Raw genomic sequence first — 12936 nt, 5'->3', positions numbered from 1 at the left:
GCTTGGGGGTGGCTCATGGCTGGTTGTCGTGTGACCTCTCTGGCTGATGTCGTCCTGCCTGCTGGGCCCCGCGAGCGGGCCCTCGAAGTCGGTGTTTCAGCACTCGGCGACGCGGACTTGCTCGCGATCGTGCTCGGGACGGGTCTCCCAGGTCGACCCGTCACCCTGCTCTCCGCCTCCGTCCTTCATCATTTCTCTGGCCTCGATGGCCTGGCGCGCCTCGGACCCCACGCGCTGGCCGAGCATCCTGGCCTCGGTCTCGCCAAGGCGCTCCGGATCGCGGCCGCCATCGAGCTGGGACGTCGCTCCCACGAGCGCGCCGCGCGCCCCCGGCCGCCGATCCGGACCTCGGCCGCGATCGCCACCTGGTGCGCAGCGAGATTCGGGAGCCTGGAGCACGAGCAGATGTGGGTCATCTCGCTGGACGGCCGGAACGGTATGCGCGGCGCGCGCCGCGTCGCCCAGGGAGGGCAGCACGGCTGCTCGGTGAGCGCGCGCGACATCTTGCGCGCGGCGCTCGCCGATGCTGCTGCGGCCATGGTGCTGGTGCACAACCACCCCAGCGGCGACCCCAACCCCTCTCCCGAGGACGTGGTCATGACCCGCGCCGTATCGGCCGCGGGCCTCCTCGTCGGCGTGCCCCTCGTGGACCACGTGATCCTGGCACCCGACGGCCACTACGCATCGCTGCTCGATCTCGGTGTCCTCGGCGAGGAGGATTCCTAGGTATGCGTGGCCAGAGTGCATTCGTGAAGCAAGGCTGGAAGGTTGGATGTCCAGCCAGGTTCGCGCGCGACGAGCGACTGGCGCCTCGGCTTCGTTGCGGCGGTCACACGCGCTTCGTGATGCAGGAAGGCAGGCCCGCGCACTGCAGAAAGCCGGCGCACACACGCCTTTTGATTTCTGTCCTCCTCGGTTAGCCTGCGCGGACCGATGGGCCTGTCCGAGAACATCAGGTTCTACGCGGCGACCGACGTAGGTCGCATGCGCGATCACAACGAGGACAACTACCTCGTCGACAAGAAGCTGGCCCTCTTCGTCGTGGCAGACGGCATGGGAGGGCACGCCGCGGGAGAGGTGGCGAGTGCTCTCGCTGTCCGGATCATCCACGAGGAGCTGCGCAAAGAGCGCGATCTCATCGAGAACAAGGCCCGGAGCGACGGACGCAACCCGTTGCGCGAGATCCTGGCGCTCCTCGAGCACGCCGTACAGCGGGCCTGCGCCAGGATTCACGAAGAGGCCAAGGCCGACGCCACCAAGCGGGGGATGGGGACCACCCTCTCGGCGCTCCTGATCGCGGGCGCCTATGGCTACATCGCCCACGTCGGTGACAGCCGCATCTACCTCCTCCGCGAAGGCCGCATCCAGCAGGTCACCGAAGACCACACCGTCTACAACGAGCTCCTCAAGCGCGGCAAACTCACCCGCGATCAGATCGACAAGGTCGCGCAGAAGAACGCCATCACCCGCGCCGTCGGTGTGTACGAGCGTGTCGAGGTCGACACCCTCACGATCGAGGTCCTCCCGGGAGACCAGTTCCTCCTCGCGTCAGACGGTCTGCACGGCTACATCGCGCACCCCGCAGAGCTCGAGCCCTTCTTCGAAGAAGAGGACGGCGCCGTCGCCACGAGTGGTCTGATCGACCTGGCCAACCGCAAAGGCGGCAAGGACAACATCACCGCGGTCCTCGTCCGCCTCGGCCAGGGCGACGCGCGCGACAGCATGCGCGCCCGCATGCTCGCGCTCAAGCGAGACGTCCTCGCCAGGATGCCGCTCTTCTCGCGCCTGCAAGAGCGCGAGATGCTTCGCATCATGCAGGTGGCCGAGGTCCAGACCTACGAGCCTGGCCAGGTGGTGGTTCGCGAAGGCGATCGGGGCGACGAGCTGTTCATCGTCCTGTCCGGTCAGGTCAGGATCGTCCGCGGCGACGCGGTCCTCAGTGAGATCGGCACCGGAGAACATTTCGGCGAGATGGCCCTGATCCGCGCCATGCCTCGCTCGGCCACGGCGACCGCCGTGGAGGAGAGCGAGCTGATCTCGCTCCGCCGTGCCGACTTCTTCGAGATCCTCCGCAAGGAGCACGAGCTGGCGGTGAAGCTGCTCTGGCAGTTCCTGGGGGTGCTGGCCGATCGACTCGATCAGACCTCCAGGGACCTCACGGAGGCCCGCGAGGTGATCGCGGCCGAGGACATCACCGACCTGATCTTCCCCGACACGGAAGACCCTGGGAGCAGCTCGGCCCAGGGAGGCACGCGCTCCTGACTCCCTGCAGGAGGGAAACGAACGTGCAGGCCTCGTACGTCTCGGCGTCTCCCTGACCGAGCCCCCGGAGACGACTGCGCCGTCGGTCACCAATCGCAGATTGACACCTTGCGGCTGCGGCCGTTAGCGTCCGGCTCACGGGTGATCATGCGGACGCACGTCGAACGGTGCGGTGGGGCCACGGGGCGTACCAGCCTGGCCCACGGGAAAGGTGAGCGCGGGCGGCTATCCCGACCGGGAGGGCTTGCGCTCGCGGCTGCGGTCCTCGTCGTCGCGTCCCCAGCGGCCGCCGACGAACCTCGGAGCGCCACCGAGCCTCGGGTGATGATGGAGTCGGGCGAGGTCACGAACGTGATCGACGCCTTTGATGATGGCGATCTCTTCGACATCAACGTCAGCCTCGGCTTCCAGTACTTCACCAAGAGTGCGCGGATCCGGCGCGAGACCTCCGTCGCTGGTCCTGGCCTCTCGTCGGGCTGGTACACCTCGAACCTGGCCAACGTCGCGAACTACAGCGAGACGACCACCAAGCTCATCCCGCGCATCGACATCGGCATCTACAAGGACCTCGCGGCCCACATCTCGCTCCCGATCATCGTCAACAACTCGCGGGAGCTGAGCAGCCTCGATGGGAGCGCCGACAACGCCGGCTACCTCCTCCGCGGGGCTTCTGGCGAGCAGCTCTTCTCTCTCCCGTTCGCCTCTCCCGATCGAAGCGGCCTCGAATACCTCGGGCTCGGCCTCGACGTGAACATCATGAACCAGGCGCGGGACCGCACCAAACCCACCTGGTTGCTCGGCTTCGAGGCGCGGCTCCCGGTCAGCAAGCCCATGTCCGCCTGCACCACCACGCCTGCCGATGGGCAGGTCGAGTGCGCCGCCCCTTCGGACGTCAACCGCAACAGCCAGCAGGACAGCACGTACGACGGCCGCGACGTCGCGCCGCGCAGTCCGGGCGTCGGCCGCGGGACCGTCGGCCTCGAGTTCCACACCATCCTCTCCAAGCGCATCAAGTACGTGGAGCCCTACGGCGGCTTCAAAGCGCTCTTCGAGTTTTACGCGACCTCGGACGACTACGACCTCACCAACGTCCAGGGCTCACTGGTGAACATGCCGCCGATCGTCGGCACCGTCATGCTCGGCATGATGTTCATCCCCTGGGAGAACCGTGAGAAGTTCGGCCGCCTCACCTTCGACATGCGCGTCGAGGGCGAGTACCACTCCGAAGGCCGCGACTACTCCGAGCTCTTCGACGCGCTCGGCTCCAGCGCGGCTCCCTCCCTGCGCAATCCCCAGTGGGCGTCTTACCGCGAAGGACCGAACAACACCTCGGTCGTCGATGAAGGCTCGCAGGCGACGTACTTCACGGGCCTGAGCAACGTGCAGCCGTTCGGCTCCATCCGCGCCTCCGCGAGTGCCACCTGGCAGGCCAGTGAACTGGTCAAGTTCCAGTTCGGCGTCGGCTTCCGTCACGACGGCGCGCACGGCATTGGTGGCGACCAGCCTTGCAACCCCGTCATCAAGAACGACCTCGGTCGCTCCGGGCCTTGCCGTCGCGATGACGGAGGCGGCGCCTTCACGCAGACCGGCATCCCCAACCCGAACTACCGCCACTCGATCAACGCGGTCGGTCGCCGCTTCTATGCGGACGCCATCACCACGTTCGACCTCTTCGCGAGCGGCGTCGTGATGTTCTAGCCCTGCGGCGGTCCCAGTGCGCCCGCCCGGTCTTCTGAACGCTCTCCCCACCGTCGCCCTCGCGCTGTCGACGCTGCTCAGCCCCACGCTGGCGCTCGCAGCCCCCGACCCAGCGGCACCTGCGCCTGCGTCCCAGGTTGCGCCACGCAGACCGACCGCGCTCCTCCCGACGACGCTCGTCGAAGACAGCGCCCAGCGCGTCCCGGACCCTTCCGAACGAGGCCTTGCGGAGCTCGCTGCGAGCCTCGACGCCCTGCTTGCCGACGCAGCGCAGGACCTCGGCCTCACCCTCGACCTCACCGGCCGCGCCTCCGCGGGCGTCCTCCCCGAAGCGGACCTCGCGGCCCGAGCCCGGGCGACTGGCCGCCTGATCATCGCGCCCAGCGTCACCGATCGCGGCGGCGACGTGGAGATCCGCCTCTCCCTCGCCGACCCCCGCTCCTCCACCCTCCGCATCCGCGTCGAGCGCACCTCCACGGACGTCGCTCCTGTCCGCGCTGCCGTCATGCTCCGCGATCTCGTCGCCGATCTCGGCGCCTCGCCGGCCGCCGGACGCCCCGAAGAAGGCGCTCCCCCCGTCACGTCGCCCTCGAGTGCGCCGATGCCGAGCGCGCCTCCGGCGCCGAACCGCAGCTCGGGCCGGAGCGTGCTCGTCGCCAACGCGACCCTCTACGGCGGCCTCGTCGGCTACTCCATCCAGCGCTCCAGCGGCTCCCAGGACCCGCGCTTGCTCTACCCCCTGCTCGCCATCGGCGCGGGCGTCGGCCTCGGTGGCTCCCTCATCATCGCCGAGGAGTGGGACGTCGGCGCGGGCGACGCCTGGTTCCTCGCCAGCGGCGCCTGGTGGCCCACGCTCGCCGCGCACCTCATCTACGAAGGACGCTTTGCTGCCCGCGCTGGCGACGAAGACGACGAACGCTGGGCCTTCGGCCTCGTCGGCAGTGCCACCGGCATCGCCATGGCCACGCTCGGCCTCACCCTCCGGCCCATGAGCGACGGAGGCGCCGTCCTCGCGCACTCCGGGGCCGGCCTCGGCCTCGTCCTGGGGGGCCTCGCCGAGATCGCGACCACCGGCAACATCGACGCCACCCCCTTCACCGGGGCTGGCTACGGCGCAGCGCTCGGCTGGCTCGCCGCCGCAGCAGCGGCCACCCAGGTGCGCATCTCCCCCTCCCGCGTCCTCTCCGTCGACCTCGGCGCCGTGCTCGGAGGCCTCGGCGGCGCGGCGCTCGCCAGCCCGCTCCTCTTCGACGCCCCCACCGCTGGCGAGCAGCGGGCCTGGGTCGGAGCCACCACCGGCGGCGTTCTTCTCGGCGCCGGCCTCGCGTGGTTCTTGACTCGCGGCTCCACCGAGCGCAGCAGCGGCACCTCCGACACCGAACCCCCTTCCTGGTGGAGGCCTGCCCTCCCCATGATGGGCATGGTGGGCGAGAGTGTCATCGGCCACCGCCGCGCACCGGCGTTTGGCCTCATCTGGTCAGGGACCCTGTAGCTGCATGAAATTCACCATCACCGATCTCGAAGCCGGCAGCCGGCTGGACAAACTCCTCGTGCAGCTCGTGCCCGGCCTCGGCCGTGCCGCCGCCAAGCGACTCTTCGACGAAGGCCGCGTCCGCGTCGTCGCTCCGGAGCGCACGGGCCGCGGCCGCGTCGCCTCCAAGGGGGACGTCGCCGCCGCGGGCGAGGTGATCGAGCTCGACCTCGAACCCGACGACGCCAGCGGCGCCGCCATCCCCGAGCCGGACGCCCCGCTCCAGGTCATCCTCGAGCGCCACGACCTCGTCATCGTCGACAAGCCCGCGGGCATGCCCACCGCGCCCCTCAAGCCTGGCGAGCGCGGCACCCTCGCCAACGCCCTCGTCGGCCACTACCCGGAGATGGCGAACATCGGCTTCTCCTCGCGCGAGCCCGGCCTCTGCCACCGCCTCGACACCGAGACCAGCGGCCTGGTCCTCGCCGCCCGCACCGCCAAGGCCTTCGCCGCCCTCGTCAACGCCCTCAAGGAAGCGCGCCTCGACAAGCGCTACCTCCTCATCTGCCAGTCGGGTGACCTCCCCGAGATCGGCGCCATCGAGATCCCCCTCGCGCCCCATCCCAAGGATCGACGGCGCGTCTACCCCTGCATCCATCCCCGCGACGTCATCCGCTACGAGCCGCGTCCGGCCACCACCACCTACCGCCGCGTCGCGCTCGCCGGCCTCTGGGAACTCGTCGAAGCGCGCGCTCCCAAGGCCATGCGCCACCAGATCCGCGCTCACTTTGCGGCCATCGGTCATCCCCTCGCCGGAGACACCCTCTACGGCGGCCCCGCGGCGCCTGGCCTCGAACGCCACGCCCTTCATGCCGAGTACATCGCCTGGGCCGGCAGCGCCGAGGTCCCTGCCTTCACCGCGCGTTCCCCCCTCCCGCCCGACATGCAGGCCATCGTCGGCACCCCCGACATGGCCTCGGACAGCACCGCCGAGGCAGCCGCCCTCGATGACGAGCTGGACGACGATGTCGACGAAGAAGACGAGGACGACGTCGACGAAGGAGACGAGGACGACGACGAGCCGTCCGACGGCGCGGACGACACCGGCGCCAGGTAGCCCGGCCCATCCGGAGTGACCCGCGCCCGCCTCACGCTCAAAAGCCGGTGACGCACAATCAGGCCTCTCCTGAAGCACTTCCCGGAAAGCGCGAAACCCACCCGGTCATCCGCCCATCGAACCCTCCTGCGACCCCGTGAACCGCCTCGAACGCGCGGTCCCGCCCTTGACGGTGCCCGGTGCCAGGGCTCAGATGGGGCCCTCTCAGCCGGTGATTCTCCCCTCCTGACTGAGCAGGACAGGGCGCAGGATCTCCCGGCGCGCCGCGGAGCGCAGACTCCGCCTCGTCCGGAACCCTCCCGGATCGCCCCACCCCCTCGGAGACGTGCTGCAACGATGAGCGGGCCGTGGACCTCCCCCGTACCGATCGGCACCTTGATCGCCGGCAAGTACCGCGTCGATCACGTGCTCGGCGTCGGCGGCATGGGCGCGGTCGTCGCGGCCACCCACCTCGACCTCGACGAGGTGCGCGCCCTCAAACTCATGCACGAGGCCGAGAGCGAGAACCCGATCGCCGTCGAGCGCTTCATGCGCGAAGCGCGCGCCGCGGTGAAGCTCAAGAGCGAGCACGTCGCCCAGGTCTATGACGTCGGTCGCCTCGACTCCGGCGTCCCCTACATCGTGATGGAGTACCTCGAAGGCAGCGACCTGAGCCGCGTCGCTCGCAAGGAGGGGGCGCTCCCCCCGTCCGAGGTCGCCCACTACATGCTGCAGGCGTGCGACGCCATGGCCGAGGCCCACGCCCTCGGCATCGTCCACCGCGACCTCAAGCCGGCAAACCTCTTCCTCACCCGGCGCGACGACGGCTCCCCGTGCCTCAAGGTCCTCGACTTCGGCATCTCCAAGATCCTCTTCCAGGGCTCCCAGCCCGACCTCGAGATCACCGGCAAAGAGGTCCTCGGCTCCCCGCACTACATGTCGCCCGAGCAGATGCGTTCCACGAAGAACGCCGACCCGCGCTCGGACGTCTGGTCGCTCGGCGCGATCACCTACCGCCTCGTCACCGGCCGCCTCCCGTTCCCTGCCGACTCGGCCATGGAACTCGCCGCGCGCATCCTGGAGACCGTCCCCCAGCGACCCACCGCCATCCGCCCGGAGATCCCGGCGGGCCTCGAAGACGTCATCCTGCGCTGCCTCGAGAAGGATCCCGACAAGCGCATCCAGAGCGCCCACGAGCTGGCCGCGGCCCTCTTGCCCTTTGCGCCGACCGAGGCCCTGGACATGCTCCCCGCCTCGCGCCGCCTCCGCTCCATCGCGCCGCCGCGCAACTCCATCGCGCCGCCGCGCAACTCCATCGCACCTGCCGCCGCCGACCCGACGCTCACCCCGCTCCCGTTCCCCGCCATCCCTCGACCGCCCGCCATGCCGACGCTCGTGGGTGCTGCGAGCAACGCCGCTCAGGCCACCTGGCCCTCCTTGCCGACCCCCGGCCCAGGCACCACCACCGGCATGTCCAACCTCGGCGCCTGGGGGGCCACGGGCAGCGACCTCGTTCCGCCCCCTTCCTCCACGCGCCCCCGCCGCTTCCTCGCGCTCTCTGCTGGCGCCCTGGTCCTCGCAGCTGCGGCCGTGGTGGTGCTGACCTGGTCCTCGGGCACGCCTGCGGACAGCCATGCCGCCTCGGGGGCTGTGACCGCCCCGCTTCCTGCCGAACCCGTACCTCCTGCGCTTCCAGCAGCGGCCGACTCCGCCCAGCCACCCGCAGCGGGGCACGCTGGCTCCGCAGCCTCCGCGCAGCGCCCGCTCACCGCGCCTGCCCCCACGACGGCGCGCACGGCCTCCGCCCCCGCGACCCAGAACGTCGCCGCGAAGCGCTCCCCCCTCACGCCTCCGCAGCGCTGACGCGACGGCTCACGCCGCTCAAGGCAACGACGCCTCGCTCGATGCCCCGTAGGTGTCGATCGCCTTCACCGTCACCCCGAGATCCCGCGACGCCCCGTTCAGCCGGCTGAACCGGATGCGCAGCCCGTAGGCCGGCGCCCCTTGCGTGAACGCCGCGGGCTCGAGCCGGATCCCATCGAGTTCGGGCTCGTCGATCTGCTTCGGCGTGTCCGAGAGCGTGTACTTCCGGTTCCACTCCTCCACATCGAACACCTTCTCGTCGAGCGTCTCTCCCGACGTCCGATCGTGGGTCGTCACCTCGACCCGCAGCAGCGCCGGATCGACCCCGATCGTGCCCACCTCCACCTGGACCGCCACCCGACCCGAGCCCGGATCGTCCACCGACAGGATCGCCACCGTCGGCGCCGCCCAGCGCAGCCCGGGCAGCCAGCGCAGCGGATGCACCGCGTACGCCTGCTCCGAGCGCCCCTCGCGGATCTCGAAGTGCAGGTGCGGGAACCCGCTCTCCGCGATGCCCGAATGCCCCACCACCTCGCCGGCGCTCACCTCGTCACCGACCTCCACGCACGCCTCGGAGAGGTGGAGATAGTTGCTGTAGTAACAATCAGCGCCGTCGCAGTGCTCCACCTGGACCATCGTGTCCGAGTACGCCGGATCATCTCCGGCCCGCTTCACCACGCCCTTCGCGATGGCGAGGACCGACGTCCCTTCCTCTGCGGGGATGTCGATCCCCCGGTGAAAGTCGTACGACATGTTGCGGCCCACCTGGAGCCGCGGGCCGAAGGTCGACGACAGGCGCTGCGCGTCCCCTCCCACGGGCCAGACCACCTCATCGCCTGGCCCACAGCCTGCGACCACGGTTCCGAAGGCCATTGCCGCGACCACACCGACGTTCCAGCGAGCCAACCAGTGGGGAGGGGACGACCACCTCATCGGCGGCTCAAGGTAGCATGCTCGTCGCGCTGTACATCCTGTGAGTGAGCGAGATCGTTGCCTGATTTCCACTACCCCCGGTGCAGCGAACGAAGCCCCATGCGTTGGGCGTCGGCAAATTCCACCCGCTCGCCGCATTCGGCATGCTGCTCTCCCACTGCACGAGCGACACATCGTCGACGAACGTCGCACCCTCTCCCGCTGCGGGAGGCAGCGACCGGTAATACGCGCGGATCGAGGCCGAATTCGCAGGCGCCGTCAGGTTGACCGAGAACGACTCCCAGTCGTACGTACCTGCGCCTCGCGTGAACACCGTGGGGCTCGATACGGTCGCTCCGCTCGAGGTGTACCAGTACACCTGGACCTGGAACTGGCCGGAGTTGTTCCCCTTCACCCACCCCCGCAGCGTCAGCGCCTGATTGCCGGGGACCTTGATCCGGTTCCTCATCCACGACGAAGCGTTCCCGCTGTTGGAACTCTGGCGCAGCAGCACCAGCGCCCCCGTACCGCTCCGTGTCACGCTGTTCTGCACGAAGCGGGCGCTCGTCTGATCCCACATCGTGCCCTCCGAGAACACGTCGTCCACGTCCAGATCCTCGAAGTCCCCGTACAGCGAGATCTCGCGACCGACCTGGCAGCTCATGGCGGTGCTCGTCTGCACCCGCGCCAAGCTGTCGGCTTGCTCCATCCGTACGTACTCCAGCGTCGGCGTCGCGCCCGTCGTGAGGGGTGCGTTGAGCTGTGTCACCTCCTCGCTGGTGGCGTACCCGGCCGCTCCGCTCGCCACCAGCACCCGGTTCCCCGAAGGAAACACCACGGCGCCGGACAGCCCATCCGAGGGATTCGGGCCGCTCGCCACCACCGGCAACGTCGTCGAGAGATGCCCGACCTCGCGGCCTGCACGATCCAGCCACGCACCGCTCACCAGCTTCGGCACGTACCCCTCGATGTGGATCGGCACGAGCTGCATCTTCCGCACCGTCTGCACCCCGGGCGACGACTGATCGATGTCGACCACGGCGATGTACGACTGGAAGGTCTCGAACACGTCCTGATCGAAGATCAGGTTCCCCAGCGACATCAGCACCAGACGCGGGCCCCTGTTCGTCGTCACCACGCCCACGCCTTGCACCTCGTGCGGGTGGTGCGCCACCACCAGCGCGGCCCCCTGCTGCGCCGCCTGGATCATCCGCGTCCGGATCGTCGCGCTCGGGTAGTCCGAGTACTCCGTGCCCCCGTGCAGCATCGGGATCGCGGCGCGTTCCGACGCCTCCGCGGAGACGAACCCCGTGACGTTCGCCGCGCTCATCTCCAGCGCGCCTCCCTTGACCTGAGGTGAGTCCCGCGCCACCAGCGAGTACAGGGGGTGCGTGGTCCCGTCGTTCACGAGCTGGTTGAACCCTTGCAGCGCGATCTGCACGCCCTGGCCCACCGTCCGGTAGATGACCGAGCCTCGGGCCTCGGTCTCGTCCATTCCGGCGCCGCACCAGTCCAGCCCTGCGTCGGACGTCTCCATCAGCGTGTCGAGCAGGCCGGGATCCAGGTAGTCGTACACGTGGTTGTTCCCGAGCGACACCCCGTCGACTCCAGCGGCCACGAGCCCGGCCAGCGTCTCCGGGTGCGAGTAGAAGCTGAACGATTTGAAGGGATGCGGCTGCTCCGGGTACGCCGTCGCCGGCGTCTCCAGGTTCACGGTCGTGTAGTCGGCCGCTCCGAGCGCGTCGGCGATGAAGCGCGTCACGGCAATCGCGTCCTCGGCGCGCGCCGTCGGCCGGATCAGATCCCCTGGCTCGCCCTCGATCCCGTCGCCGTTCGCGTCGGTGAAGCGCCGGCCGAGCATGGTGTCTCCGCCGAAGATCAAGCGCGCCCGACCTGCCTTCTTCTGCGTGAGCACGATGTCACCCGCGTCCGCGTCGTCCTCCGCGAGAGGCCGCTGCAGATCCACCGGGACGATCTCGGCGTAGTAGTTCGTCCGCTCCACCTTGAGCAGCACGGATCGCCGCGAGAGGGTCGGGAACGCGAACGCTCCCGAAGCGTCCGTCGTCGCCGTGAGCCCCTCGTTGCTCTCGGCCACGCCCCAGCCCACGGTGGTGACGATCGCACCTGCCACGGGTGCGCCGGCCTCGTCGAGCACCAGCCCGGTGAGCGCGATCGGCGTCGCCGCGTAGAGCAAATCGAAGTTCGCCTCGCTCTCGTTGAACGCATACTGCGCGCTCGCCACGGCAGGCACCGCAGCGATCGTGGACGCCACGGCGAGCGCTGCGAGCACCGGGGCGACGAACGGCCGCGTTCTTTCGAGGCGACGCTGCGAAGGACACAGAGAACGCTGGAGCGGAAGTACAGGCATGGTGGCGCGATGATACCGCGCGCCCCTTGACGCCACAGCTCGGGCCGCTCCTGAAGGATCGATCGGTGCAGTCGCTGTGCGCTGCACCTCCAGACGCCGCTTCAGTTTTCCGGGCAGGCGGGGAACTGCGACGTGCCGGGTGACTCTCCGTCGTCGCGCAGCGGGATCCCCTCGTCTTCGATCACATTCCCGAGCGTGTCGGTCACCCGGAACGTGAACGGCCCTTCGCCCATGTTCTCCCCGATGAAGTAGTTGTAGTTCTCACGCCCGAGCGGCACGAACTGTCCGTCGGCGTTGCGGAAGGAGAGCTCCGCGATCGGGTAGCGGTGGTTCCGCACCTGCACGCCAGCCCACCACGGGTTGCTGCCGTCCTTGAAGTGGTACACCACCGCGCCGGTCAGCCCGCACGCCACGTAGCGCCAGGTGATCGGCACCCGCCCCGCCGCGATCGGCGCGATCTGCTCGAAGGCCTGCGGGCTCATGTCGACGTCCCCCGGCGCGCACTCGGGACAACGGTCCACGATTCGCACCGTCACCGAGCCATCCGGCCCGTCGAGCGCGATGCAAGCGCCGCATGCTGCCGAGCCCTCGTAGTCGGCCTGGTTCATCGCCGCCACGAGCAGGTCGCCGGGCGAAGGAGGGAAGCTACAGTTCCCGGACCCATCAGCGTCGTAGTACGTCCCCTCGCCGGCGTGCGTTGCCGACTCCAGCGCGCATCCACCCCCGGGTCCGGCTCCGCTCCCTGCGGACCCGGCGCCGCTTCCCGCCGACGCGGCGCCCTCGCCCGTCGCGCCTTGCGACCCCGTGTCGCCGTCGTCATCGCCACACGCAGCGAGAAGCCCGACGCACATCACGACCCCGACGCCCATGCGCAACCAAGCACCCATGGGCACGGAGTCTATCATCACCGCCCGCCCCTCGTTCGGCTCACGAGGGCGCGGCAGCCCGTGGACGGCGCACCAGCACGAACGGCGCGACGATCACGCACAGGAACCGCATGGCCTCGTCACTCGACCAGCGCGACAGCTCCTCCGCGGTGGGCTTCGCGATCTTGCCGCTGTCGATCCACGGCTCCACCTTCGCCACCTCGTTCGTGGCGAACGCGATGGCCGCGTCGAGCAGATCGAGATCCTCGTCGAGAACGATCACCGCGTCCCGCTGGACGTGCGCCTGCAGATCGGACCACAGCACCTCGCCCATCGACCTGCCCAGCTCTTCGCGCATGCGCGAAGCATAGTACTGCGTGCCCTGAAACAGGGACCTATC

At 69.4% G+C, this 12936-nt stretch carries 10 protein-coding genes; 6 read left to right on the top strand and 4 right to left on the bottom strand.

Annotated features, from left to right (window positions below):
- Positions 1-15: 15 nt before the first annotated feature.
- The 6 genes from radC to CMC5_RS33660 all read left to right on the top strand — a co-directional run bounded on the left by radC (position 16) and on the right by CMC5_RS33660 (position 8390).
- Positions 16-726, top strand: coding sequence for a RadC family protein (radC, locus tag CMC5_RS33685; RefSeq protein ID WP_050434241.1), 711 nt, complete (start codon positions 16-18; stop codon positions 724-726).
- Positions 727-933: 207 nt separating this feature from the next.
- Positions 934-2262: a Stp1/IreP family PP2C-type Ser/Thr phosphatase gene (locus CMC5_RS33680; RefSeq protein ID WP_050434240.1), complete on the top strand. Its 1329-nt coding sequence runs from the start codon at positions 934-936 to the stop codon at positions 2260-2262.
- 324 nt (positions 2263-2586) lie between these two features.
- Positions 2587-3960, top strand: a complete 1374-nt coding sequence (locus CMC5_RS33675) for a hypothetical protein (RefSeq protein WP_050434239.1) — start codon at positions 2587-2589, stop codon at positions 3958-3960.
- Positions 3961-3976: 16 nt separating this feature from the next.
- Positions 3977-5452 carry a hypothetical protein gene (locus CMC5_RS33670; protein WP_050434238.1) on the top strand — a complete coding sequence of 492 codons (1476 nt, stop codon included), beginning with the start codon at positions 3977-3979 and terminating at the stop codon, positions 5450-5452.
- A 4-nt stretch (positions 5453-5456) separates the two neighbouring features.
- A complete protein-coding gene (locus CMC5_RS33665) occupies positions 5457-6548 on the top strand; it encodes an RluA family pseudouridine synthase (protein ID WP_179955494.1) in 1092 nt (363 codons plus the stop codon).
- Between the two features lie 336 nt (positions 6549-6884).
- Positions 6885-8390, top strand: coding sequence for a serine/threonine-protein kinase (locus CMC5_RS33660; protein WP_050434237.1), 1506 nt, complete (start codon positions 6885-6887; stop codon positions 8388-8390).
- A gap of 18 nt (positions 8391-8408) precedes the next feature.
- Here CMC5_RS33660 and CMC5_RS33655 read toward each other — a convergent pair whose 3' ends face one another.
- From CMC5_RS33655 to CMC5_RS33640, 4 genes are all read right to left on the bottom strand, one after another.
- A complete protein-coding gene (locus CMC5_RS33655; RefSeq protein WP_050434236.1) occupies positions 8409-9263 on the bottom strand; it encodes a M23 family metallopeptidase in 855 nt (284 codons plus the stop codon).
- Between the two features lie 67 nt (positions 9264-9330).
- A complete protein-coding gene (locus CMC5_RS33650; RefSeq protein ID WP_082363028.1) occupies positions 9331-11670 on the bottom strand; it encodes a CapA family protein in 2340 nt (779 codons plus the stop codon).
- A gap of 101 nt (positions 11671-11771) precedes the next feature.
- Positions 11772-12557, bottom strand: a complete 786-nt coding sequence (locus tag CMC5_RS33645; protein ID WP_218920120.1) for an expansin EXLX1 family cellulose-binding protein — start codon at positions 12555-12557, stop codon at positions 11772-11774.
- 40 nt (positions 12558-12597) lie between these two features.
- Positions 12598-12894 carry a DUF2288 family protein gene (locus CMC5_RS33640; RefSeq protein ID WP_050434233.1) on the bottom strand — a complete coding sequence of 99 codons (297 nt, stop codon included), beginning with the start codon at positions 12892-12894 and terminating at the stop codon, positions 12598-12600.
- Between the last annotated feature and the right edge of the window lie 42 nt (positions 12895-12936).

Origin of the sequence: Chondromyces crocatus (assembly GCF_001189295.1) — a bacterium.
GTDB classification, from domain to species: domain Bacteria; phylum Myxococcota_A; class Polyangia; order Polyangiales; family Polyangiaceae; genus Chondromyces; species Chondromyces crocatus.
The sequence above is the reverse complement of the archived record's forward strand: the minus strand, read 5'-3'. Positions and strand labels throughout refer to the sequence as shown.